The organism is Cellulomonas sp. SG140 (assembly GCF_025770785.1).
GTDB lineage: Bacteria > Actinomycetota > Actinomycetes > Actinomycetales > Cellulomonadaceae > Cellulomonas.
Map to the genome: position 1 here is coordinate 33,897 of NZ_JANZLA010000010.1, position 23,466 is coordinate 57,362.

At 73.7% G+C, this 23,466-nt stretch carries 21 protein-coding genes; 8 read left to right on the forward strand and 13 right to left on the reverse strand.

Annotated features, from left to right (window positions below):
• Window positions 1–177 precede the first annotated feature (177 nt).
• From N0B34_RS16240 to N0B34_RS16250, 3 genes are read left to right on the forward strand one after another with little or no spacing between them, the layout of a single operon-like run.
• Complete coding sequence (locus tag N0B34_RS16240) at window positions 178–1,182, forward strand: AAA family ATPase (RefSeq protein ID WP_263732314.1); 1,005 nt, start codon at window positions 178–180, stop codon at window positions 1,180–1,182.
• Window positions 1,182–2,441 carry a DUF58 domain-containing protein gene (locus N0B34_RS16245; RefSeq protein ID WP_263732315.1) on the forward strand — a complete coding sequence of 420 codons (1,260 nt, stop codon included), beginning with the start codon at window positions 1,182–1,184 and terminating at the stop codon, window positions 2,439–2,441. Before N0B34_RS16240 ends, N0B34_RS16245 begins: the two co-directional genes overlap by 1 nt.
• Window positions 2,438–4,690 (forward strand): DUF3488 and transglutaminase-like domain-containing protein, encoded by a 2,253-nt coding sequence (locus N0B34_RS16250; RefSeq protein WP_263732316.1) that lies wholly within the window; start codon window positions 2,438–2,440, stop codon window positions 4,688–4,690. The genes N0B34_RS16245 and N0B34_RS16250 overlap by 4 nt, the downstream gene beginning before the upstream one ends.
• Here N0B34_RS16250 and N0B34_RS16255 read toward each other — a convergent pair.
• From N0B34_RS16255 to N0B34_RS16265, 3 genes are read right to left on the reverse strand one after another with little or no spacing between them, the layout of a single operon-like run.
• Window positions 4,635–5,027, reverse strand: coding sequence for a DUF3040 domain-containing protein (locus N0B34_RS16255; RefSeq protein ID WP_263732317.1), 393 nt, complete (start codon window positions 5,025–5,027; stop codon window positions 4,635–4,637). The two genes, N0B34_RS16250 and N0B34_RS16255, sit on opposite strands and share 56 nt — an antisense overlap.
• A 42-nt stretch (window positions 5,028–5,069) precedes the next feature.
• Window positions 5,070–6,335, reverse strand: a complete 1,266-nt coding sequence (dinB, locus tag N0B34_RS16260) for a DNA polymerase IV (RefSeq protein ID WP_263732318.1) — start codon at window positions 6,333–6,335, stop codon at window positions 5,070–5,072.
• A complete protein-coding gene (locus N0B34_RS16265) occupies window positions 6,332–6,670 on the reverse strand; it encodes an SAV_6107 family HEPN domain-containing protein (RefSeq protein ID WP_263732319.1) in 339 nt (112 codons plus the stop codon). Before N0B34_RS16265 ends, dinB begins: the two co-directional genes overlap by 4 nt.
• A gap of 286 nt (window positions 6,671–6,956) precedes the next feature.
• Between N0B34_RS16265 and N0B34_RS16270 the strand changes: the two genes are divergently transcribed.
• Window positions 6,957–7,727 carry a spermidine synthase gene (locus tag N0B34_RS16270; protein ID WP_263732320.1) on the forward strand — a complete coding sequence of 257 codons (771 nt, stop codon included), beginning with the start codon at window positions 6,957–6,959 and terminating at the stop codon, window positions 7,725–7,727.
• 94 nt (window positions 7,728–7,821) lie between these two features.
• Here the strand turns inward: N0B34_RS16270 and N0B34_RS16275 are convergent, their stop codons facing one another.
• The 5 genes from N0B34_RS16275 to N0B34_RS16295 form a co-directional block, all read right to left on the reverse strand.
• Window positions 7,822–8,025 carry a cold-shock protein gene (locus N0B34_RS16275; protein WP_263732321.1) on the reverse strand — a complete coding sequence of 68 codons (204 nt, stop codon included), beginning with the start codon at window positions 8,023–8,025 and terminating at the stop codon, window positions 7,822–7,824.
• A gap of 212 nt (window positions 8,026–8,237) precedes the next feature.
• Complete coding sequence (locus N0B34_RS16280; RefSeq protein WP_263732322.1) at window positions 8,238–9,167, reverse strand: proteasome assembly chaperone family protein; 930 nt, start codon at window positions 9,165–9,167, stop codon at window positions 8,238–8,240.
• A gap of 116 nt (window positions 9,168–9,283) precedes the next feature.
• The gene (locus N0B34_RS16285) at window positions 9,284–9,721 is read right to left on the reverse strand and encodes a response regulator (RefSeq protein ID WP_263732323.1); all 438 of its coding nucleotides are present in this window, start codon (window positions 9,719–9,721) and stop codon (window positions 9,284–9,286) included.
• Window positions 9,722–9,839: 118 nt separating this feature from the next.
• The gene (locus N0B34_RS16290; protein ID WP_263732324.1) at window positions 9,840–11,513 is read right to left on the reverse strand and encodes a sensor histidine kinase; all 1,674 of its coding nucleotides are present in this window, start codon (window positions 11,511–11,513) and stop codon (window positions 9,840–9,842) included.
• A complete protein-coding gene (locus N0B34_RS16295) occupies window positions 11,501–12,727 on the reverse strand; it encodes a PP2C family protein-serine/threonine phosphatase (RefSeq protein ID WP_263732325.1) in 1,227 nt (408 codons plus the stop codon). Before N0B34_RS16295 ends, N0B34_RS16290 begins: the two co-directional genes overlap by 13 nt.
• Window positions 12,728–12,941: 214 nt before the next feature.
• Here N0B34_RS16295 and N0B34_RS16300 point away from each other — a divergent pair, with 214 nt between their 5' ends.
• A complete protein-coding gene (locus N0B34_RS16300) occupies window positions 12,942–15,185 on the forward strand; it encodes a HelD family protein (RefSeq protein WP_263732326.1) in 2,244 nt (747 codons plus the stop codon).
• 68 nt (window positions 15,186–15,253) lie between these two features.
• On the forward strand, window positions 15,254–16,453 hold the full coding sequence (gene serA, locus N0B34_RS16305) for a phosphoglycerate dehydrogenase (RefSeq protein ID WP_263732327.1): 1,200 nt from the start codon (window positions 15,254–15,256) through the stop codon (window positions 16,451–16,453).
• 191 nt (window positions 16,454–16,644) lie between these two features.
• Here serA and N0B34_RS16310 read toward each other — a convergent pair whose 3' ends face one another.
• Window positions 16,645–16,833 carry a DUF5302 domain-containing protein gene (locus N0B34_RS16310; RefSeq protein ID WP_263732328.1) on the reverse strand — a complete coding sequence of 63 codons (189 nt, stop codon included), beginning with the start codon at window positions 16,831–16,833 and terminating at the stop codon, window positions 16,645–16,647.
• Window positions 16,834–16,988: 155 nt separating this feature from the next.
• On the opposite strand from N0B34_RS16310, the gene N0B34_RS16315 reads away from it, so the two are divergent.
• Complete coding sequence (locus tag N0B34_RS16315) at window positions 16,989–18,014, forward strand: aldo/keto reductase (protein ID WP_263732329.1); 1,026 nt, start codon at window positions 16,989–16,991, stop codon at window positions 18,012–18,014.
• On the opposite strand, the gene nrdR is transcribed toward N0B34_RS16315, so the two are convergent.
• Together nrdR and N0B34_RS16325 are read right to left on the reverse strand one after the other, a co-directional pair.
• The gene (nrdR, locus tag N0B34_RS16320) at window positions 17,994–18,560 is read right to left on the reverse strand and encodes a transcriptional regulator NrdR (RefSeq protein WP_263732330.1); all 567 of its coding nucleotides are present in this window, start codon (window positions 18,558–18,560) and stop codon (window positions 17,994–17,996) included. The genes N0B34_RS16315 and nrdR overlap by 21 nt on opposite strands.
• Before the next feature lie 126 nt (window positions 18,561–18,686).
• A complete protein-coding gene (locus N0B34_RS16325; protein WP_263732331.1) occupies window positions 18,687–19,130 on the reverse strand; it encodes a LysM peptidoglycan-binding domain-containing protein in 444 nt (147 codons plus the stop codon).
• 285 nt (window positions 19,131–19,415) lie between these two features.
• Between N0B34_RS16325 and lexA the strand changes: the two genes are divergently transcribed.
• The gene (lexA, locus tag N0B34_RS16330; protein WP_263732332.1) at window positions 19,416–20,162 is read left to right on the forward strand and encodes a transcriptional repressor LexA; all 747 of its coding nucleotides are present in this window, start codon (window positions 19,416–19,418) and stop codon (window positions 20,160–20,162) included.
• Window positions 20,163–20,245: 83 nt separating this feature from the next.
• Here lexA and N0B34_RS16335 read toward each other — a convergent pair whose 3' ends face one another.
• Window positions 20,246–21,250 (reverse strand): L-lactate dehydrogenase, encoded by a 1,005-nt coding sequence (locus N0B34_RS16335; protein WP_263732333.1) that lies wholly within the window; start codon window positions 21,248–21,250, stop codon window positions 20,246–20,248.
• An 86-nt stretch (window positions 21,251–21,336) separates the two neighbouring features.
• Window positions 21,337–23,421, reverse strand: coding sequence for an ATP-dependent DNA helicase (locus N0B34_RS16340; protein WP_263732334.1), 2,085 nt, complete (start codon window positions 23,419–23,421; stop codon window positions 21,337–21,339).
• Window positions 23,422–23,466 lie beyond the last annotated feature (45 nt).

Sequence of the window (23,466 nt, forward strand, 5' to 3'; positions counted from 1 at the left end):
CCTCGGGATCGGCGCCGCACCGTCTCGGGCGTGGTGAGGTCGGCGCTGCCGGCCACGGACGTCGGGCGCACCCGCTCAGGTGGAGGGAAGTGGGGCGGCCAAGTGCCCCGACCGAGCCGCTGCGGGATCGGCGACACCGCACGTAGGCTCAGCCCACCTGCCCTGCGAGGAGGAGCGATGACGACCGACGTGCCATCCGGGTCGCAGCTGGACGACGTCGTCCACGTGACGGGCCGGATGCGCACGGGTATCGAGTCCGTGATCACGGGGCGTCCCGACCTCGTCCGGGTCAGCCTGGCGGTGCTGCTCGCCGAGGGACACCTGCTCCTCGAGGACGTGCCCGGCGTGGGCAAGACGACGCTGGCCAAGGCGATCGCCCGCTCGATCGACTGCACGGTCGGCCGGATCCAGTTCACCCCGGACCTGCTGCCGAGCGACCTGACCGGCGTGAACATCTACCGGTCGCAGACGCACGAGTTCGAGTTCCGCCCGGGTCCGGTCTTCGCCCACGTCGTGATCGGCGACGAGATCAACCGCGCCTCCCCCAAGACGCAGTCGGCGCTCCTGGAGTGCATGCAGGAGGCGCAGGCGACGGTCGACGGACGCTCGTACCCGCTGCCCCGCCCCTTCCTCGTCGTGGCGACCCAGAACCCCGTGGAGATGGAGGGGACGTACCCGCTCCCCGAGGCGCAGCGGGACCGCTTCATGGCACGCCTCGCGGTCGGTTACCCGAGCGTCGAGTCGGAGCTCGAGATGCTCGACCTGCAGGAGCGGTCCGACCCGATCGACCAGCTACGTCCGGCCACCGACGCCGAGCACGTCGCCGAGATGATCGAGGTGGTCCGGCGCCTGTACGCCTCCGGCGCCGTGAAGCGTTACGTGGTCGACCTGGTCGGGGCGACGCGGGACGACCCAGGCCTTCGCCTCGGCGCCTCGCCGCGCGCCGCCATCCAGCTGCTCCGCGCCGCCAAGGCGGTGGCCGCCATGGCCGGTCGGGACCATGTGCTCCCGGACGACGTGCAGCAGCTCGCGGTACCGGTCCTGGCGCACCGCCTGCTGCCGAGCACCGAGTCGCGACTGTCGGGGCGCACCACCGCGCGGATCGTCGAGGACGTCGTCGAGCGGACGCCGCTGCCCGCGCCGGCCGCCACCTCGGCCCGGGTGCGTCGCGCGGCCGGCTGATGGTCCCGCGGCCGACCGTCCGGGGCTGGGCGCTCGTCGCGGGCGGCCTGGTCGGCATGGTGCTCGGCGCGCTGCTCGGAACGGTCGACCTGGTGCGCATCGGCATCGTCGCCCTGGTCCTGGTCGCCGGTGCCGAGGTCGGTGTGGCCGTCACCGTCCCGGGGCGCGGACGGCACCCGATCGAGGTGCGCCGGTCCGTCGAGCCGAACCCGGTCCACGTCGGCGAGGACGCCGAGGTGCAGGTGGACGTGCTCGCACCGGACTCCGCCGCCCGGGTGCGGCTCGCCGGTCTCCGGTTCGCCGAGCAGGCTGCGACGGAGCTGTCCGGCGGCCGCCCGCTGCGGGCGCGGGTGACCCGCTCTCCGGGGCGGGTGACCGTGCGCTACCCCGTGCGGGCGACCCGGCGTGGCCGATGGCCGATCGGCCCCCTCGTCGTCACCCACGGTGACCCCTTCGGTGTGGTGCGCTCCCCCGCGACCCTGGGTGCGGCCGCCGACGTGGACGTCTGGCCGGAGGTCGTCGCGCTGCCGCCGCCGAGCGACGTCCTGGTCGACGAGCCGGACCGCGTGACCCTCGGTGCGCGCACCCCCTCCCCCGACGACGCGGCCCTGCGCGACTACCGGGAGGGCGACGACCTGCGACGCGTGCACTGGCGCAGCAGCGCCCGACGAGGCGCCCTGCTGGTGCGCTCCGACGAACGCGCGGGCATGAGGCCGGTCAGCGTGCTGCTCGACCAGCCGGTCCGGTCCAAGGCGCTGGAGTGGTCCATCTCGTTGGCCGCCTCGATGGCGCTGGCGATGCTCGAGGGCGGGCACCCGGTGCGCCTGGTCGGCCTCGAGCCGACCAGCGGCGACGACGTGTCGGAGATCCCCGAGTTCGTGCACTCCCGGAGCGGTCCGCAGGCGCGTGCCACCCTGCTGAACCGGACGATCGACCTGGTGGGGCCCCGCACCGACGCAGAGGCCGAGCAGCGTCTGCTCGACGGGGTACGGCTGCTCGAGACGGCCGAGGGCGGTGCGGAGATGGTCCTCGCCGTGCTCGGACCGCTGTCGGCACGCGCTCGAGCGGCACTGGTGCACGCCAGCAGCTCCTCGCACAGCTGGGCCGTGGTGCGGACGGACGGCCGCAACCCGGCGGAGGCCGCCGGCGCGGAGCACACCGTCCGGGCGCTGCAGCGCGCCGGCTGGCGGGTCAGTCGGGCGACGGTCGGTGAGGACCTGACCGTCTGCTGGCGACGTCTGCTCGGGAGCGCGGCGTGACGGCCGCACGCGTCGAGGGCAACGCGCGAGGCTGGGTCTCGTCGGCCCTCTGCGCGCTGGCCACGTGTGCGGCGCTGGTGGCCCTCGGCCGGCTCATCCAGCCGGGCCGCTGGGCGACGGTCGCCTGCGTGGCGGTGATCCTCCTGGCGGCGGTCGTCGCCGCCGTGCGGTCGTTCACCGGGTCGCCCTGGGTGCCCACGGTCGTCGGTGCCGTCGTCGCCTTCGCCGGTCTCGTCCTGCGGTACGGCGCACCGCCGGGCGGTACCCAGGTGCTGCCGACGCCGGACGCCGTTCGGCGCACGTGGGCGCTGGCGGGCGAAGGCGTCGCCCTGATCCAGAGCTCGCTGGTGCCGATGCCGTCGAACCGGTCGGCGGAGGTGCTGGTCGTGGCGGGCGCAGCGGCGGTGCTGCTCCTCGTCGACGCACTCGCGCTCGGAGCCGGCGCGCCCGCGCTCGTCGCGCTCCCCCTGAGCGCCCTGTGGGTGCCCGCCGTGGTGCTCGGCTACCCGGCGTCCGGCTGGGCGGTCTTCTGGACCGGCCTGGCGTACCTGATGCTGCTGGCGCTGACCACGGCACCCGGAGGTCCGCAGGCCGATCTGGTCCGCCGCTCGAGCACGGCCCTCGCCTCCGCTGCCGGGGCGGTGGTGCTCGCGCTCGTCGCGGCGCCCGCCGTCGCGGCGTTCCCCGGCTGGTCGAGCGTGCGGCTGCCGACCCTCGGCGACGGTCCGGGCGGTCCTCTGGTCCTCTCGAGCAACCTGGACCTGCGGGACAGCCTGGGGTCCCGGTCCAACCAGGTGGTGCTCCGCTACACGGTGTCCCGCCCCGCACCGCAGGACGGCTCCGGACCCAGCCCGACGGCGACGTCCGCGGTGCCGTTGTCGATCGGTCCCCTGCGTGCGTTCACGCTCAGCTCGTTCGACGGCCGCCAGTGGTCCCGGGCAGGGGACGGCCCGGTGTTCCCGTTCGACGGCGGGTCGTGGCTCGGGATCGACTCCGCGACGCCGGACCCAGCCAGAGAGCTCGACGTGCAGGTCAGGCTGGAGTCCCTGCGCGAGACCCGCCTGCCCATCACCACCTTCCCGCGCACGGTGACGGTGGACGGCACCTGGCGCTACGACCCTCAGCGCGACGAGGTCGTCGGGACCCAGGCCACCGCCGCCGGACAGACGTACTCGATGCAGGTCGAGGTGCAGGACCTCAGCGCCGACCAGCTCGTCGCCGCGGGTGCCGGTGCGCCGTCGGGCAGCGAGAACTACCTGCAGGTACCTGCCACCCAGCACCTCGCGGACATCACGGCGCGCGCCAACCAGATCGTCGGGAACGCCACGACGGCCTACGACAAGGCGATGGCGCTGCAGCAGTACTTCCGCTCGGGGGCGAACTTCACCTACGACACCAAGGTGGCTCCGGCGACGTCCCAGGACGCCGTGTGGGACTTCCTGCAGTCCCGGCGCGGCTACTGCGTCCAGTTCTCCTCGGCCATGACGGTGATGGCACGGATCCTCGGCATCCCGGCACGCGTCGCTGTCGGCTTCCTGCCCGGGACGCCGACCGGCAACAACGGGGAGTACGTCGTCACCGGCAAGCAGGCGCACGCCTGGCCGGAGCTGTACTTCGCGGGCTACGGATGGGTCCGGTTCGAGCCGACACCAGCCGTCCAGACCGGTGCACCCCCCGCCTGGAGCGACCCGTTCGTCCGCTCGGCCGGTCCTGGTGCGCAGGGTCCCAACGACATCGGGCGCGCCGGAGAGGCCGCAACGGGTGCCGCGACGGGTGCGCCCGCGCAGGCGCCGCACCAGACGGTGACCACCACCGTCCACGGCAGCTGGGTGCCGACGGCGATCACGATGGGTGTGGTCCTGCTCGTCGCCGCTGCTGCGGTGCTCGTGTGGCGGCGCCTCCGGCGTCCCCCCGAGCTCAACGCCGAACGGGCGTGGCACACGCTACGGCGCCGCCTCGCGAAGCGGCACATCACCTGGGCCGACTCGACCACCCCACGAGGGTGCGTCCGCACGGTCCAGGACACGCTGCTGGAGCTGACCGGCCGCGAGCTTCAGGGCGCTGCGCTGGAGGGGCTCACGGGGCTCGCGCGGACGCTCGAGGACGAGCGCTACGCGCCCGCCCAGAACCCACGGACGTCGAGCCAGCTGCACCACTGGATCGGTGAGACCCTCCGCGGGGTCGACGAGCTGGTCAGCGACCGCCCTGGTCGCGCCGCCGCTCCCAGCGGGCCTCCAGCCGCGCCATGAAGCCCTGCTTCGAGACGGACCTCCGCACGGGCCGGTGAACCTTGCCGTCGGTGCCCACCACTCCCTGAGGACCGGCTGACCGCCGGGGCATCGCGAAGGCGAGGGCGACCGAGGCGAACATCAGCACGAAGCCGATCGCCCCGAGCCACGGCTTCGAGTTCGCCGCACCAAGGATCAGCAGCAGCAGCCCGACCACGGCGCCCGCGCCCGTGAGGACGAACCGCACCACGGGACGACGTCGGCGCTGGGTGAGGGTGTTCGCCAGACGCGGATCGTCTGAAGCGAGCTGGCGCTCCATCTGCTCGAGCACTCGCTGCTCGTACTCGGAGAGTGGCATGGCGACCTCCGATGCACCGATGGACCACGGCCTCTGGTCGCCTCAGGATAGATCGACCGGAACGAAGGTGGTAGTCGAGCGAGCGGGCGCCGGCTCAGCCGAACCGGTCCGGATGGCCTGGGTGCCGAAACGGGACCGGACCGCGTCCATGGCCCGCTCGGCGTCTCGACGCCCCGAGGTCTGGGCCGCGGCCTCCTCGAGGGTCGGCTGACGGACGGTCGTCGCGGCAGGCGACAGGCCTTCGGCACGGACGCCGACGAGCCGGACCGGGAGACCGCCGAGGTCGACGCCAGCCAGCAGCGCCCGTGCCGCCAGGTAGATCTCGCGGCCGACGTCGGTCGGCGTGGTGAGCGTCCGGGCACGGCTCAGCGTCCGGAAGTCGGAGGTCCGCACCTTGATCGCGACGGTGCGCGCGACCATGCCGTGCCGTCGCAACCGGGCCGCGCACCGGTCCGCCAGCTCCAGCACCTTGGTCTGCACGACCGCGAGATCGGACACGTCCGCGACGAACGTCTCCTCCGCGCCGATCGACTTCTCCTCGCGCCCCGGCTGAACGGGCCGTGGATCCCTGCCCCACGCGAGGTCGTACAGGTGCTCGCCGGCCACCTTGCCCACCGCGCGTCGCACGGTGTCCACCTCGCTGTCCGCCAGCTCGGCGACGGTCCTGATGCCCCACCGGGCGAGGGCGGCCTCGGTGCGCTCGCCGACGCCCCACAGCGCGCCGACGGGAAGGATCCGCAGGAAGTCCACGGTCGCTGCCCGGGGGACGAGCAGGACCCCGTCAGGCTTGGCGTGGCCGGACGCGAGCTTGGCGACGAACTTGGTCGAGGCGATGCCGACGGAGCACGTGATGCCGTAGCGCTCCCGCACCCGGGTGCGGATCAGTGCCGCGATCGCCGTCGGTGGCCCGATGCGACGCCGGGCCCCCGCCACGTCGAGGAAGGCCTCGTCCACGCTCACCTGCTCCACGAGCGCCGTCACGTCGCGGAGCACCGACATCACGCCCTCGGACACCTCGTGGTAGGCGTGGTGGTCGGGCGGGACGACGACGGCCTGCGGGCACATGCGCAGCGCTGTGGACATCGGCATCGCGGAGTGGACGCCGAACGCCCGCGCCTCGTAGGTCGCGGCGAGCACGACCCCCCGCTGGGCACCGCCGACGATCACGGGCAGCCCGCGCAGCTGAGGCCGACGCGCGAGCTCGACGGAGGCGAAGAACGCGTCCATGTCGACGTGGAGGATGGTGCACCCGTCCTCCTCGCTGCCCCAGTCCCGCTTGGCTGCGGCGGACCGGGGACCGCGGCTCATGAGGCCCTCGCGGCGTGGACCTCGCCGTCGAGGTACGTCCGCACCACGTCGACGAAGTCCTCCGCCTCGACGAGGGCCTGCTCCGCGCGAGCGCCGGTGACGAGGTCGAACCGGCCCGCCTCGACCGCCGCCCGCAGCGGCGCCGCGTCCGCGAAGACCGCCCCCCACCCGCTCAACGACGGCGCCACCGACCCGAGCTGGCCCCACACGGTACGAGGTGCCGAGCGCCCGGCCGGTGCACCCTCGGCCGCGACGACAGCCGCCGCCGCCCGTACGGCGGCGAGATGCGCGTGGGACAGCTGCTCCCAGGGCTCAGCGGAGAACTGGGCCGCCACGAGCTCCGCGTCGGCGCGGGCGAGCAGCTGTCTGACGCGCGAGGGAACCGGTGCACCGCCTGTGGTCCCCGACCTCCGAGCCGTCGCTCTCATCTCCGCACCTCCCGCCCTCATCATCGAACACCTGTTCGATCGCCGTCAACCCGGACGGTACGCTGGCCGCGTGCCGCCATCCCCGGGGCGTCCCCGACGGCGCCCACCTTCGCACCGACCACCCACACGCTCCGTCGCGAGCGACGAGCGGTGGCCCCGTGAGCCGGTCCGGATCAGCACGGGGACGGCGCAGGTGGTCCAGGCGGCCGACGACCCGGACGGGGTCACGCTGCTGGTCAACGGCGTGCCGAGCTCCCACCTGGACCTCGCCGACCCCACGCGGCTCGAGTTCGAGTACATGCAGCAGATGACGGCCGTGCTGGACGCCTTCCGGCCTCCGCCCACGGCCCTCACGGTGGTGCACCTCGGCGCTGGAGCGTGCGCGCTCGCGCGAGCCGTGCACGCGGCGCGGCCCGAGTCCCGGCAGCTGGCCGTGGAGCTCGACGGGCAGCTCGCGGCGCTGGTGCGCACGTGGTTCGACCTGCCGCGGTCACCCGCGCTGCGCATCCGCGTCGGCGACGCCCGCACCGAGCTGGGCCGCCTGCCGGACGCCTCGGCGGACGTCGTCGTCCGCGACGTCTTCGCTCTCGACCGCACCCCCGACGCGCTCACCACGGCCGAGCTGACCGCGGACGTCAGCCGGGTGCTGCGGCCCGGCGGGCTCTACCTCGCCAACTGCGCCGACCGTCCGCCGCTGACGCTGGCACGCTCGGAGGCGGCGACGGTCGCCTCGGTGTTCACCCACGTCGCCGCCATCGCGGAGCCGGCTCAGCTCAAGGGGCGCCGGTACGGCAACGTCGTCCTCGCCGCGACCGACTCACCGGATGTGCTGGACTCTCCGGCGCTGGCCAGGGCGCTGCGGTCGCTCGCCGTCCCCGCGCACCTGCTGCACGGCGCCGAGCTGACCAGCTTCGTGGGCGGGGCGCTCGTCCGCCACGACGTGAGCGACGCACCACGCCCCTGACCGCCGGACACACGTCGGGGCCGCACCCCTGCGAGGTGCGGCCCCGACGTTCTGGATGTGGTCCTCTACCGGAGAGCCCCGCAGGGGCCGCCGATCAGAGGGGACGGACGTGCTCGGCCTGCGGGCCCTTCGCGCCCTGCGTGATCTCGAACTCGACGCGCTGGCCCTCGTCCAGCGACCGGTAACCCTGGGTGTCGATCGCCGAGTAGTGGACGAAGACGTCGGCGCCGCCGCCGTCCTGGGCGATGAACCCGTAGCCCTTCTCGGCGTTGAACCACTTGACAGCACCCTGTGCCATGTCCTGATTCCTTCTGTCCCACCGGTGACGGCGCAGGCCCGCTGCCTCCGCCGTGCCGCAATGCCTCACGTGCTGCCCCGGGGTGGCACAGCCAAGCGCCGGTCAAGCGTCCGTACGTCACTGCAACGCAGGCATCCTTGCACGTGGGACGTGACGCACGCCACGGTTCTGGGACGAACGGGCCTCGCACCACGCAACGATCTGGTAAAGGGCTAACCCTCGTCGGACTGCTCGGCGAGGAACCGCTCGAACTCGGCGCCGAGCTCGTCGGCGGTCGGCAGCTCGTCGGTCGAGGCGAGCAGGTTCGTCCGCCCGATGCTCCGGGTGAAGGCGTCGTACTGCTCCTCGAGCGCGTGCACCAGGGAGGCGACCTCCTCGGAGCCGGCCACCTGCTCGTCGATCTGCCGCATCGTCTCGTGCGCGGCGGACTCCAGCGCCCCGACCTTCAGCTGCAGGCCGGTCGCGCGCTCCACCCGTCCGAGCGCCGCGATGGCGGCCTGCGGGAACGGCGACTGGGACAGGTAGTGCGGCACGTGCACCGCGAAGCCCATCGCGTCGTGCCCCGACTGACCGAGGCGGTACTCGAGGAGCGCCTGGGCGCTGGCCGGCACCTGCACGCTGCCGAACCACGCCGGCTGGTCCGCGACCAGCTCGGGTCGTGTGCCGTGCGCGGTGACGGACACCGGCCGCGTGTGCGGCAGGCCCATCGGGATGCCGTGCAGGCCGATGGTCAGCGGCACGTCGAAGCGCTCGACCACCTGCCGGACGGCGGCGACGTACCGCTCCCACTGCACGTCGGGCTCGGTGCCGTGCAGCAGCAGGAAGGGCACGCCCTGCTCGTCCTCGACCAGGTCGACCGCGAGCTCGGGCTCGTCGTAGGACGTCCAGGTGGTGGAGTCGAAGGTCATCGCCGGTCGACGGGACCGGTAGTCCATCAGCTGGTCGACGTCGAACGTGACCAGCCGGCGCGACCCGAGCTGCTCGGTCAGGTGCTCCGCGGCGAGCTGCCCGGCCTGGCCGGCGTCGACGAACCCGCGGACCGCGTGCACCAGCACCGGGCCGGAGCCCACGGTCGCACCGCGGGCGTCGACCTCCGCGGCGACCTGCGGGTCGACCTCGTAGATCTCGCTGGGATCCAGCATGGGGCGCCTCGCTCGTCCTCGTCCTGCGCCGGGCGGTGCACCCGGTCGAGGGTCACAACGCCGCGACGCCCGCGACTCTTCCCGCGACCGGTCCGCCGCTGCGGCGCCCGTTCGTGTCAGTGCGCAGGGAGCCGCACGATCTCGACGAAGAACTCGTCGATCTGGCGCACGACGTCGATGAACCGGTCGAAGTCCACCGGCTTGGTCACGTAGGCGTTCGCGTGCAGCGAGTAGCTGCGGACGACGTCCTCCTCGGCCTCCGAGGTGGTCAGCACCACGACGGGGATCTTGCGGAGCTCGTCGTCGGACTTCAGCGCCTGCAGCACCTCCCGGCCGTCCATCCGGGGGAGGTTGAGGTCGAGCAGGATCAGGTCCGGCGTCGGAGCCTGCGCGTGCTCCCCCTGCTTGCGCAGGAACTCCAGGGCGCTGACGCCGTCGGACACCACGGCGAGGCGGTTGCGCAGCTTGTTGTGCTCGAACGCCTCGCGCGTCATCAGGACGTCACCGGGGTCGTCCTCCACCAGCAGCACGTCGATGATCTTCTGGTCGGGCACGGGTGCACCGTCCTCTCTTCTCGTCAGGCCCCGGTCGGGCCGGTTCGGGTGGTGCCCGGCTCAGGTCGTGAGCGGGTCGAGCTGTGAGCGGGTCAGGTTGTGAACGGGTGTCGACGGGTCAGGTCGTGAGCGGGTCAGGCGTGAGCGGGTCGGGCGCCGGCAGGGGGAACGGTTGCACGGCTTCCGCACCCTCCGGCCCAGGCGGGCGTTCGACCTCGAGCCCCGGCAGCGTCCACCGGATCGACGTCCCGGCGTCCGCCGTGCCCTCGATCCAGATCCGGCCGCCGTGGTACTCGACGATCTTCTTGCACAGGGCGAGCCCGATGCCGGTGCCCTCGTACACGTCCTTGGCGTGCAGCCGCTGGAAGATGACGAACACCCGCTCGGCGTACTGCGGCTCGATGCCGATGCCGTTGTCCCGGCACTCCAGCTCCCAGAACCCGTCCTCCGCCGGCCTCGCGCTCACGTGGACCCGCGGCGCACGGTCGGGGTGACGGAACTTGATCGCGTTCCCGACCAGGTTCTGCAGGAGCTGCTCGAGCAGGGGCCGCTCCCCGCGGACCACCGGCAGCTCGTCGTGCGTCACCACCGCGTCGCTCTCCTGGACCCGCTCGGAGAGCGTGTCCAGCGCGACGTCGAGCGCGTCCTGCAGGGGCACGTCCGAGGTCTCGCCACCCAGCCGACCGACCCGGGAGAAGCCCAGCAGGTCCTGGATCAGCTGCTGCATCCGCTTCGCGCCGTCCACCGCGAACTGGATGTACTGGTCGGCGCGCTCGTCGAGCTGACCGCCGTACCGCTTGGCGAGCAGCTGGGTGAAGGACGCCACCTTGCGCAGAGGCTCCTGCAGGTCGTGGGAGGCGACGTAGGCGAACTGCTCGAGGTCGCGGTTGGACCGCCGCAGCTCCTCGGTCTGCTCCGTGAGCCGCGCGTGCGCCTCCTCCAGCCCGGCGCGCGACGCCTGGATCTGCTGCACCTGGACGACCAGGGCGTGCCGCATCGCCTCGACGTCGCGTGCCAGCACCTCGAACTCCCCCGGTCCGTCCAGCGTGACCTCGTGCAGCAGGTCGCCGGAGGTCACGGCGCGGGTGTCCGCCGTCAGCTGGTCGATCGGGCGGAGCACCCAGCCACGCAGGGCACGCCAGAGCAGGACGCCCGCGACGACGGCTGAGACGGCCAGGAGGGCGACCGAGGCCAGCAGCACCTGCGTGTACTGCGCGAGCCGGCGCAGCCCACCGTCGCGCTCGGCGCGGAGAGCGGCAGACAGGTTGCCTGCCTCTGTGCGCACGGCGTCGAAGAGGTGCTGACCGGCCTGGAGCTGCGGGGCGGAGACGGAACCGGCGCCCTGGGCCCGCACCTGCGCGACGACGGGGTCGACCCACCCGGACGTCCACGCCTGCGCCGCGGCCGCCGCTCGCCGGCCGGCGTCGACGGCAGCGGCGTCGCCCGATCCCGAGAGGTCGGCTCCCAGGGCGCCGAAGCCGCCGCCCGCCGCGCCGCGCACCGCCTCGACGGGTCCGAGCACCGACGGGTCCGCCGACGTGGCGTAGGACAGGACGGCCGACCGGGCGTCCGCCAGACCGGCGTAGGCGCTGTCCGCCCTGGTGATCTGGTCGAAGTACCGCTGCGTGACCGCGCGCTGCACCGACAGCAGCCGCACGGCGGCGAACGTCGCGACCAGCAGCACCACGGCGAGCACGACGGTCGCGGTCGTCAGCATGCCGGTCAGCCGGTCGCGCAGGGTGCGGGTGGCGGCCGCCGAGGCCGGACGCCGCTGGGCGGTCACGACGCCCACCCGATCACGATCACCGCCGCGTCGTCGACGAGGTCGCCGCCGTGCCGGTCCCGGACGGCGTCGAGCACCGTGGTGACCAGCGGGTCGTCACCGGCACCCGGCGGCACGGCGGGCGCGTGCCCGTGGGCGGCGGCCGCGTGTTCGACCACCCGGAGCAGGCCCTCCTTGCCGAGCCGTTCGCCCGCGCTGCCGACCGTCGCCTCGAGCAGACCGTCGGTGTAGAGCATCACCCGCCAGCGGTCGCCGAGCTCCAGCGGCAGCGGGTCCCAGCCACCCGGTACCGGGATTCCCAGGGCGCGGCCGCGGGCCGCGGCTGGCAGCAGCCGAGCGGGGTCGCCGACCAGCATGGGAACGGGATGTCCCGCCAGGTACAGGTCGGCGTGCCGCCGGTCCGGGTGCACCGCCAGCATCGAGACGGTGGTGAACAGCTCGGGCCGCGAGCGCTCGGTGGCCAGCACCAGCTCGAGCTGCCCGAGGATCTGCCCGGTCGGGACGCCGGTCACCACGAGCGTGCGCCACGCCGTGCGCAGGGTGGCGCCGAGAGCCGCCTCGTCCGGCCCGTGACCGCAGACGTCTCCCACCATCGCGAGCACGGTGCCGTCGGGCCGCTGCACCACGTCGTAGAAGTCGCCCCCCAGCAGACCGTCCCGGCCCGCCCGGTATCCCACACGCACCTCGAGGTCCGGGTCCTGCACCGACGGCCGCGGCAGGAGCGCCAGCTCGAGCCGCGCCGCCTCCGCGCCGCGCACGAGGCTGCGGTACAGCGCCCGGTCGGTGTCCTCCAGCCGGCGCCGCTGGACGGCGTAGCGGACCGAACGGCCGAGGCTCTCGCCGTCGACGTCGCCCTTCACCAGGTAGTCCTGGGCACCGGCGGCGACCGCAGCGAGCCCCACCCCGTCGCCGGCGAGCCCGGTGAGCACCACGACGGCGGGCGCTTGGTAGGACAGCAACCGCTCCAGACCTGCGAGGCCGACGGTGTCAGGCAGACCCAGGTCGAGCAGCACGCAGTCGACGTCGAGCCGCTCGAGCGCCTCGTCCAGGGTGCGCACCCACGTGAGGCGCGTCTCCAGGCCGGCGTCCGCGAGGTGCTCCCGCACGAGCAGGGCGTCACCGTCGTCGTCCTCCACCAGGAGGATGCGGAGCGGGCCGTCCGGCCGCGTGCCGACGGGGCCGAAGCGGGTGACGTCGTCCGACGCGGGCGGCGTGTGCCTCACAGGTCTCCTCTCCGGCCGGCCGTCTGGCGAAGCGTACGGCGGGGCACCGCCCGGCGCGCGGCGGGCGGTGGCGCAGCGAACCGCGCGGACACGCACGTGCAGCGCCCACGCCGGAGTCGGATAATGGACGGCCGCCCGCGGCGATCGACGCCCGGGCGACGTCCGTGCAGGACCCGGAACGACGGCCTCGGGCCGTCGGACAGGAGCGCAGCAGGTGGCAGGACGTCAGGATGAGCTCGCCGGCGAGCAGCACGTGGTCGACGAGCTCTACGCCCGGCTGGACCAGCAACGGGCCCAGACGCGAGACCGCCTGGCGGCGGTGCGACGGTCCGGCCCGTCGGGCTCCCCGCAGAACCGCAGCGAGCGCGACGCGTTCGCCACCCTGTACGAGGACCGGCTCGCCCAGCTGGAGGCCGTCGAGGACCGGCTCGCCTTCGGCCGGCTGGACCTGGACGACGGCCAGCGCCGCTACGTCGGACGCATCGGGCTGACCGACGCCGAGCAGACCCCGCTGCTGACCGACTGGCGCGCTCCCGCGGCGCGGGCGTTCTACCGGGCGACCGCCGCGCATCCCGAGGGCGTGGTGCAGCGCCGGCACCTGGTGACGTCCGGCCGCACCGTCACCGGTGTCGAGGACGAGGTGCTCGACCTGGACCGGCTGGACGCGTCGGACACCCCCGGGACGCTGAGCGGAGAGGGGGCCCTGCTGGCGGCCCTCGGCGCTCGGCGCACCGGCCGGATGGGCGACATCGTCGCCACGATCCAGGCGGAGCAGGACGCCGTCATCCGCGCCGACCTGCAGGGGACCCTGGTGGTGCAGGGCGGTCCGGGTACGGGCAAGACGGCCGTGGCCCTGCACCGGGCGGCCTACCTCCTGTATGCGCACCGCCGGCTCCTCGAGCGCGCGGGGGTCCTGCTCGTGGGCCCGAGCAGGACGTTCCTGCGGTACATCGACCAGGTCCTGCCTGCGCTCGGCGAGACCGGCGTGGTGACCACGACGCTGTCGGAGCTGTACCCGGGCGTCGTCGGCGTGGCGCCCGAGCCCGCCGACGTGGCGGAGCTGAAGGGCCGTGCCGTCATGGCCCGCGTCGTGGCACGGGCGGTCCGCGCGCGCGAGCGCGTTCCCGCCGCTCCGGTGAGCGTCCGCATCGACGGCCGGGTCGTCGAGGTGCGTCCGTCAGACGTCGCCTCGGCCATCGCGCGGGCGCAGCGCCAGCACCGGCCGCACAACCAGGCCCGCGTCGGCTTCGTCCGCGACATGCTCGGACGGCTCGCCGAGCAGTACGCCGCCCAGCTGGGCTTCGCCGTCCCGGCGGACGAACGCGCCGAGCTGATGGAGGAGCTGCGGACGACGCGGGAGATCCGGATCGCACTGAACCTCGCGTGGATGCCGCTGACGGCAGAGAAGCTGGTCTCCGACCTCTACGCCAAGCCGCACCGGCTGGCCGAGGCAGCACCGGAGCTGAGCGCGGCGCAGCGAGGGCTGCTCGCACGTCCGGCCGGTTCGCCCTGGACGACCGCCGACGTCCCGCTGCTCGACGAGGCGGCCGAGCTGCTCGGCGAGGACGACCAGGCCGCTCGGGCCCAGGCGCGCGACGCCGCCCGGCGCCGTGCGGACGAGGTCGACTACGCCCGGCAGGTGCTCGCGTCCACCGGGGCGGGCGGGCTCGTCTCGGCGGAGTCCCTCGCGGACCGCTTCGCCGGCACCGGACCCTCGCTCACCACGGCGGAACGAGCCGCTGCGGACCGCTCCTGGACCTACGGGCACGTCGTCGTGGACGAGGCGCAGGAGCTGTCCGCGATGGCGTGGCGAGCGCTGCTGCGGCGCGTGCCGACCCGGTCCATGACCGTGGTCGGCGACGTGGCGCAGACGTCGGCGCCGGGCGGTGCCAGCTCGTGGGCCGGGATGCTCGACCCCGTCCTCGGCGGCTCATGGCGACTGGCGGAGCTGACCGTCAACTACCGCACGCCGGCGGTCGTCGCGGAGGCCGCGGGTCGCATGGCGGCCGCGGTCGGCCTGCCCGTCAGCCCCCTGACCTCCGCCCGCGACGTCGAGGACGCCCTGGTGATCGAGGGGGTCGCTGCCGACGACCTCGCCGACGCGGCGGCGCAGCGAGCCCTCAAGGCGGTCGGCGACGTGTCGGACACCGCCGGCTCCGGTCGGGTCGCACTGGTGGCGGTCCCCCACCGCCTGCCCGAGGTTCGGACGGCGCTGGCCGCGCTCGGCCGGCCGGTCGCGGGCACGGAGGACGGCGGTGCGGTGGACCTCGGTGCGGACCTCGTGGTGCTCAGCCCGGTCCAGACGAAGGGCCTCGAGTTCGACGTGGTCGTGCTCGTCGAGCCGGCCGAGGTGCTTCAGGAGAGCGCCGGGGACCTGTACGTCGCCATGACCCGGCCGACGCAGCTGCTCCACGTCGTGCACGCGAACCCCCTGCCGGACGGTCTCCGGCAAGGCTGAGACCCACGGCGGCGTCCGCGGAGCGGACCGTCGCCCGTCCGAGGCGCGGACGGGCGCACCATGGTGTCGTGCTGAAGGCCCTGCTGCTGGAGAACATCCACCCCCACGCCCGCACCATCCTCACCGAGGCCGGCTTCGAGGTGGTCACGCGGTCCGGTGCGCTCGACGAGGACGAGCTGATCGAGGCGCTCGACGGCGTGCACATGCTCGGGATCCGCTCGAAGACCCAGGTCTCGGCTCGCGCGCTCGAGCACGCCCCGGACCTGCTCACCGTCGGCGCGTTCTGCATCGGCACCAACCAGATCGACCTGCGCGCCGCCGCGTCGCACGGCATCGCGGCCTTCAACGCGCCGTTCTCCAACACCCGGTCGGTGGTGGAGCTGGCGATCTCCGAGATCATCGCGCTCACCCGGCGGCTGGTGGACTTCGACCGGCAGATGCACGCCGGGGTGTGGAACAAGTCGGCCAGCGGCGCGCACGAGGTGCGCGGCCGGACCCTCGGCATCGTCGGCTACGGCAACATCGGCACGCAGCTGTCCGTGCTGGCCGAGAACCTCGGCATGTCGGTGGTGTTCTACGACACGGCCGAGAAGCTCGCCCTGGGCAACGCCCGCCGCATGCACTCGCTCGACGAGCTGCTCGAGGCAGCTGACGTGGTCACCCTCCACGTCGACGGTCGGTCCGGCAACGCCGGCCTGTTCGGTGCCAAGCAGTTCGCGCGGATGCGGGAGGGCGCGATCTTCCTCAACCTGTCCCGCGGTTTCGTCGTCGACTACCCGGCCCTGCAGGAGGCCATCACCTCCGGGCACGTCGCCGGTGCGGCCGTCGACGTGTTCGCGCACGAGCCGAAGCGCAACGGCGACCCGTTCGAGTCCGAGCTGCGCGGCCTGCCGAACGTCATCCTCACCCCGCACACCGGTGGCTCCACCGAGGAGGCGCAGGAGGCGATCGGGCAGTTCGTCGCCCACAAGGTGCGCGACTACCTGACGACCGGCTCGACGACCCTGTCGGTCAACGTGCCCAACCTCGCGCTGGACCAGGCACCGGACGTGCACCGCCTCGCCTACCTGCACCGCAACGTGCCCGGCGTGCTCGCGGCGGTGAACGCGACCCTGGCCGAGCACGGCGTCAACATCGAGGGCCAGCTGCTGGCCACGCGTGGCGAGCTGGGGTACGTGGTGACGGACGCCGGGAGCCTGGTCGACGAGGCCGCCGTGACGGCGCTGCGGGACCGCCCCGAGTCGGTCCGCCTGCGTCTGCTCTCCTGACAAGGCTCTACCGGGACCCTGCCGGCACTCTGGGCGCGCTGCGGTCCTCCCCCAGCGGAGCGCCCGGTGCCTCGAGCCGCGGCCGAACGACGGACGGCCGGCGCCGCACTCTGCGACGCCGGCCGTTGTCGTTCCCTGGGAGCTCGGACGTGCGCCCGATCAGGCCCCCATCGGTCGCCGATCCGCTTAGATCACGCCGAGCCGCTCTTGCGCTGGAACCGACGCTGCACGGGTCCGGACGTCTCGGACCCGCGCACCGCACCGCCGCCGGCCGAGCCGTCGGCCGTCCGGTGCTGTGCCGACTTCTTCCGCTCCAGAGCCTCCCGGAACTTCGCCTTGGCGTCCTCGCTCACCGTCGGTGCGTGCTCCTCGTCCGCCATGGCCCCTCCCTCGTCCTGCGGGCACCGCCCGCTGCCGCCCGTCCGGGTGGCCTGGGGCCAGCCTGGCCCGTCGGCGCGACGACGGGCAAGCCGGACAGCCGCGAGGTCCCTCCGGGCCGCCTCGGCTGCGCCGGCTCTGCCGTAGCGTCGGCCACGTGCACGCCTTCCCCGAACCGGTACCGACCCGACGCGCGGGCGGCCTGGTCCTCCCGTCGGTCTCTCTCGGGCTGTGGCAGAACTTCGGCCAGGACACCTCGTTCGACGCCCAGCGGGCCCTGGTGCTGCGCGCCGTCGACCGCAGGGTCTTCCACCTCGACCTGGCGAACAACTACGGGCCCCCACCCTTCGCCGCCGAGGAGGCGGTGGGACGGCTGCTCGACCGCGAGCTCGCAGCGCACCGTGACGACCTGGTGATCACCACCAAGGCGGGCTACCGCGCGTGGCCGGGGCCGTACGGGGAGCACGGCTCGGCGAAGTACCTGCGCGCCTCGCTCGACCGCTCGCTGCGGGCGTTGCGGACCGACCACGTCGACGTCTTCTACTCGCACCGGTACGACCCGGCGACGCCGCTGGCGGAGACGATCGGTGCACTCGCAGGTGCGGTCCGCGCCGGGAAGGCACGGTCGGTCGGCATCTCCTCGTACTCGGCGGACCGTACCCGGGAGGCGCTGGACGTGGCCGCCGAGCTCGGCGTCCGGCTCACGGTCCACCAGTCGGCCTACTCCATGCTGAACCGGTGGGTGGAGCGGCCCGGCAGCGACGGCCGGTCGCTGCTGGACGTGGTCGGTGACGCCGGGATGGCCATGGTGGCCTTCTCGCCCCTCGCGCAGGGGATGCTCAGCACCCGCTACCTGCACGGTGTACCGGCGGGCTCCCGCGCGGCACGCGGTGGTCCGCTCCGCCCCGAGTGGCTCACCGAGGGGGCACTGGGGCACGTGCGTGCCCTGGACGAGATCGCACGGGCAGCAGGGCGGACGCTGCCGCAGCTCGCGCTGGCGTGGGTGCTGCGCGACCCACGGGTCACGACCGTGCTGGTGGGTGCGCGTACGCCGCAGCAGCTGGACGAGAACCTGGCCGGTGCGGCGACCGCGCCGCTCACCCAGGACGAGCTCCTCGCGGTCGAACCTCACGCCGTCGACGCCGGCATCAACCTCTGGGGTTCACGCTCGAGCGACCTCTGACGGCGGACCCGGCGGCGTCGGGACCGACGGTCGACCGTCGGCCGAGCTCGCGGCAGGCTCGTCCGTCGCATCGGGAGCCACGTCGTCGCTGTCGTGGTCCTCGTGCGCGGCCCGCAGCACGGTGATCGCCGCCTCGAAGTCCTCCAGGGAGTCGAAGCCCTGGTACACCGAGGCGAACCGGAGGTACGCGACCTCGTCGAGCTCCCGCAGCGGACCGAGGATCGCCAGCCCGATCTCGTAGGCGTCCACCTCGGCCTGACCGGACGAGCGGAGCGTCTCCTCGACGCGCTGCGCGAGGAGGGCCAGGTCGTCCTCGCTGACCGGCCGACCCTGACAGGCCTTGCGGACACCGTTGACGACCTTCTCCCGGCTGAAGGGCTCGGTGGCGCCGGACCGCTTCACCACCGCGAGGCTCGTCGTCTCCAGCGTGGTGAACCGTCGTCCGCACTGGGGGCACTGACGTCGACGGCGGATCGATGCACCGTCGTCAGACGTCCGCGAGTCCACGACGCGCGAGTCGGGGTTCCGGCAGAAGGGGCAGTGCACAGGGGTCCTCTCACCTGTGCCGCCACCGGGAGCGGTCGGCGGCACCGTCGAACGACCCCTCCGACTCGTCGGGGTCGCAGGCGACGCTAAGCGACGCCTGCGGGCCGCGCAAGGAACGAACGGCCGTCAGCCGGCGGCGGGAACCACCAGCTCCTCGCCCGCCACGAGGCCCGAGTCGCCCATCCCGTTGAGCTTCTGCAGCTCGACCACCACGTCTCGCACGTCCTGACCGGGACGTGCGACCGACGCGGCGATGCCCCACAGCGTCTCCCCGGGCGTCACCACGTGCCGCTCGACCACCGGAGCGGAGGCGGGTCCGTCGGCAGCCGCCCTGCTCCCCAGCACGCCGACTCCGGCCACCAGCAGCAGCGAGAGCGCCGCCACCACGACACGTCCGCGCCTGGTCAGCCGCAGCGGCCTCTCGTGAGCCGACTGCTCGTGGGTCGCCGCCACCGGGTCGGGCACCAGCCGCAGGTGCCGCTCCCGCGCCCCGGCGACACCGCGTGGTGCCGCCGCACCACGCGGGACGGGAACGACCGCCGGCCGCGCCGTGACCAGGATCGCGCTCATGCTGCCCACCTCCGTCGCGGGCGGCACCTCGCGGTGCCGCCACCGGATCGAACATCCGTTCGTCGAACGTCTGTACGATGTCTACCAGACCGGACCGACATCCGTCGAGACACGCTCGAACAGGTGTTTGAGTCCGAGTGCCGCGGGCCATACGCTCGCTGCACGGCGACAGACCATCACCGACCACTGACACGACCCGCCCGGCGCTGGGACCAGGCCGGACGCGGACGGCAAGGTCGGTGGGCGAGACGGTCGGGCACGCCGCCAGCCACAGGGAGGACAGCGGTGACGGACAGCAGGCGGACGGACGAGGACGGGACCCTCGCCTCGGTGCACGCACTACCGGACGGCGCCCCCGACGACGAGGGGCTCACGCCGCGTCAGCGGTTGGTGCTGGCGACGATCAAGCAGTCCGTCGAGGGCCGCGGCTACCCCCCGAGCATGCGGGAGATCGGCGAGGCGGTCGGCCTGACCAGCCCGTCGTCCGTCAAGCACCAGCTGACCGTGCTCGAGCGCAAGGGCTACCTGCGCCGCGACCCGAACCGGCCCCGCGCGATCGAGGTGGTCCAGCCCGACGACTCCCGTGCGGTGCGCATCGGGACGGCGGAGTGGGCGGCCGGCCTCGACCCCGACCTGCCGGAGCTGGACCGGACGCCCGGGCCGGCGTACGTGCCCGTCGTCGGGCGGATCGCGGCCGGTGGCCCGATCCTCGCCGACCAGGTGGTGGAGGACGTCTTCCCGCTCCCGCGCCAGGTCGTGGGCGAGGGCGACCTCTTCCTGCTCCGCGTCCGTGGCGACTCGATGATCGACGCCGCCATCTGCGACGGCGACTGGGTGGTGGTCCGCCGCCAGCCGGTGGCGGAGAACGGCGAGATCGTCGCGGCGATGATCGACGGCGAGGCGACGGTCAAGACGCTCAAGCGCACCGACGGTCACGTCTGGCTGATGCCGCAGAACCCCGCGTACGCGCCCATCCCCGGCGACGACTCGACGGTGCTGGGTCGCGTGGTGAGCGTGCTGCGCAGCCTGTAGGGACCTGCGCGGCGGCCAGGACCCTGCGGGGCAGGCGAGACCCTGCGGGGCAGCCTCACGTCAGGCGGCCCCGCAGGTGTCGTCTAGAACCCGAACTGCCGCGCGACCGAGCGCACTGCGTCCGCGGAGCGACGCATGCCAGCGAGCTCGTCGCTGGACATCGGCACCGGCATGCGCTCCCCCACGCCGTCGGCCGCGACGACGGCCGGGACCGAGAGGCAGACGTCGCTGATGCCGTGGTAGCCCTCGAGCAGCGACGAGACGGGCAGGATGCGGTGCTCGTCCTTGAGGATCGCCTCGATGATGCGCGAGCCGGCGAGGCCGATGGCGTAGTTCGTCGCGCCCTTGCCCTCGATGATCTTGTAGGCGGACTCGACCACCTCGCGGGCGATCGCCTCGCGGACACCGGCGGTCAGCGGACCGCGGTCGCCGAACCCGTTCCAGTCCAGCAGCGGCACCGCGCCGAGGCTCGCCGAGCTCCAGAGCGGGATCTCCGTGTCCCCGTGCTCACCCGCCACGTAGGCGTGCACGTTCTGCACAGCCACCCCGGTGTGCTGGGCGATGAGGAAGCGCAGGCGCGAGGAGTCGAGCACCGTTCCGGAGCCGAACAGCTGCGACGGTGGCAGCCCGGAGATCTTCAGCGCCGCGTAGGTCACCACGTCGACGGGGTTGGTGACCATCACGTAGACGGCGTTGGGCGCCACACGGACGATGCTCGGCAGCACCTTCTGCACCAGGGAGATGGTCGCCCCGGCCAGGTCGAGGCGGCTCTGGCCCGGTTTCTGCTTGGCGCCGGCCGTGAACATCACCACGTCGGCGTCGGCGAGGACCTCGATGTCGTCCGAGCCGACGACCTCCGCCATCGCCATGAACTGGATCCCGTGCGACAGGTCGAGCGCCTCCGCCTCGACCTTCGCGCGGTTGATGTCGAACAGCGCCACGGTGCGCGCGGAACCGCGCATCAGCGCGGCGTAGGCCATGGTCGACCCCACCGCGCCCGCACCGACGATCGCCAGCTTCGAGGCCCTGCGGGGGGAGAAGACGGTCCCGTGCAGGCCGCCCTCGTCGATGTCGTCGCTCTCGCTCACGGCTCCTCCTCGCGGTGCGCCGCGACCTGGCGGCGGCAGCAGGACGTTGGTCACGCCCTGACCGGATCACCCCGGCACTCGGAAGGCTAGTCGGACGCCGCCAGCCGTTGCAGTGCGGAGAGAGCGACGTCACGCCGGGTCGTCGTCCAGAACGGCGGCATGCTCCTCGTCAGGAAGGTGCCGTACCGAGCGGTCGCCAGACGAGGGTCGAGTACCGCCACCACACCACGGTCGTCGACCGTGCGGATCAACCGGCCGGCGCCCTGCGCGAGGAGGAGCCCGGCGTGCGTCGCGGACACCGCCATGAAGCCGTTGCCCCCGGCCGCGGCGACCGCCTCCGTGCGGGCCGCCATCAGCGGGTCGTCCGGCCTCGGGAACGGGATGCGGTCGATGATCACCAACCGGCACGTCGCTCCCGGGACGTCGACGCCCTGCCACAGCGACAAGGTTCCGAACAGGCACGTCGACTCGTCGGCCGAGAACTGCGCGACCAACGTCGGCAGCTGGTCGTCGCCCTGCAGCAGCACCGTGACGTCGAGCCGCTGCCGCATCGCCTCGGCGGCCGCCTGTGCTGCCCGGCGGGACGAGAACAGGCCGAGCGTGCGACCGCCGGCGGCGCGCACCAGCGCCTCGATCTCGTCCAGCTGAGCCGCTGTCGCAGGTTCCCGACCGGGTGGCGGAAGGTGCCGTGCCACGTAGCAGATCCCCTGCTTGCCGTAGTCGAACGGGCTCCCGACGTCGAGGCCCCGCCACGGCTGGGCCGCCTCGTCGGCCGCCGCCGACCGGTCCGGCGCGACACCGGTCGCCACCGTCGGCTGGGCCGTCGTCTCGGGCGGCCCGGTGAGGCCCAGCGAGCGGGCGACCGGCTCGAACGAACCGCCGAGGGTCAACGTCGCCGACGTCAGCACGGCCGAGCGCCCCGCCAGCAGGTTGGTGCGGATGAGGCCGTGCACCGCGAGCGGGGCGACGAGCAGCCGGGTCGACGTGCTGCCGCGGCGGTCCTCGGACCGGCTGCACCACAGCACCTGCCGGCGGGCGTCCTCCGGGTCGGCCGTCATCCGCTCGGCGACCTCGAAGAGGGACAGCATCGCGGTGCTGGCCATCTTCACGCCGCCGTCCGGGCCGCCGGCTGCCGCCGTGCGGCTCGGGTCCGGCTTGAGGGCGCTGAGCAGGGCACGGGCGGCGTCCCGCACGGAGCCGACCACGTCGCGCACGGCCGGCGGCAGACCGTCGGGGAAGCGGGTCTCCGGAAGCTCGACCAGCGTGGCGGCGAGGGCGCGGCCGGCGGCGTCCAGGTCGGTCGTCGGGACGCCGCCATGGCGACGGGCCAGCCGGGCGGCGTGCTCCACGGTGGCCGACGACAGCTCGTCGGTCGCCTGCGCCGTCACCCTGTCCGTCAGCTCGTGCGCCTCGTCGACGATCAGCACCTGGTGCTCCGGCAGCACGTTGGACGACCCCGACGCCGCGATCCCGAGCATCGCGTGGTTGGTCACCACGACGTCGGCCGCACGCGCTGCGGCACGGGCGCGCTCCGGGAAGCACTCGTCGACCATCGGGCAGGTCGATCCCAGGCACTCCAGCGACGTGACGGACACCTGCCGCCACGCCCGGTCGCTGACCCCGGGCACGAGGTCGTCGCGGTCCCCGCTGTCGGTCTCCTGCGCCCACTCCCGCAGCCGCACCACCTGCTCACCGAGGCTCTCTCGACCCGCCTCGGCGTCGGGTGCCGGGTGGTCGGCGGCGCCCCGACGCTCTCCGAGGTCGAACAGGACCGCGGTGTCGTCCTCCGGGTACCCCCCGGCCACCTTGTGCACGCAGAGGTAGTTGTGCCAGCCCTTGAGCAGCGCCGTCGTCGGCCTGCGGGGCAGCCGGTCCGCCAGCGCGTCGGCCACCAGCGGCAGGTCCCGTGCGACCACCTGGCGCTGCAGGGCGAGCGTGGCGGTGGAGACGACCACGCGCTCGTCGGCCAGCACCGCGTGACGGACGGCCGGGACGAGGTAGCCGAGCGACTTCCCCGTGCCGGTCCCCGCCTGGACCAGCAGGTGCTCGCCACGGTCCACCGACTGGGCGACCGCCTCCGCCATCGCGTGCTGCCCGTCCCGGCGCGCTCCGCCGAGGGCCGTCACGGCCAGGTCGAGCAGCTCCGCGACGGGGGGCTCGGGGTCTGGCACCGCGTCAGCGTAGTCGCGGCGCGCGTCGGCCCGTGCCGGTGCCGC

Excerpts from the sequence above, each read along its gene's own strand:
- dinB (WP_263732318.1), bottom strand. The coding sequence starts at position 6,335 with ATGAGCCGCGGTCCCCGGTCCGCCGCAGCCAAGCGGGACTGGGGCAGC.
- N0B34_RS16325 (WP_263732331.1), bottom strand. The coding sequence starts at position 19,130 with ATGAGCGCGATCCTGGTCACGGCGCGGCCGGCGGTCGTTCCCGTCCCG.
- N0B34_RS16275 (WP_263732321.1), bottom strand. The coding sequence starts at position 8,025 with ATGGCACAGGGTGCTGTCAAGTGGTTCAACGCCGAGAAGGGCTACGGG.
- N0B34_RS16240 (WP_263732314.1), top strand. The coding sequence starts at position 178 with ATGACGACCGACGTGCCATCCGGGTCGCAGCTGGACGACGTCGTCCAC.
- N0B34_RS16245 (WP_263732315.1), top strand. The coding sequence starts at position 1,182 with ATGGTCCCGCGGCCGACCGTCCGGGGCTGGGCGCTCGTCGCGGGCGGC.
- N0B34_RS16255 (WP_263732317.1), bottom strand. The coding sequence starts at position 5,027 with ATGCCACTCTCCGAGTACGAGCAGCGAGTGCTCGAGCAGATGGAGCGC.
- N0B34_RS16280 (WP_263732322.1), bottom strand. The coding sequence starts at position 9,167 with ATGCTGGATCCCAGCGAGATCTACGAGGTCGACCCGCAGGTCGCCGCG.
- N0B34_RS16310 (WP_263732328.1), bottom strand. The coding sequence starts at position 16,833 with ATGGCGGACGAGGAGCACGCACCGACGGTGAGCGAGGACGCCAAGGCG.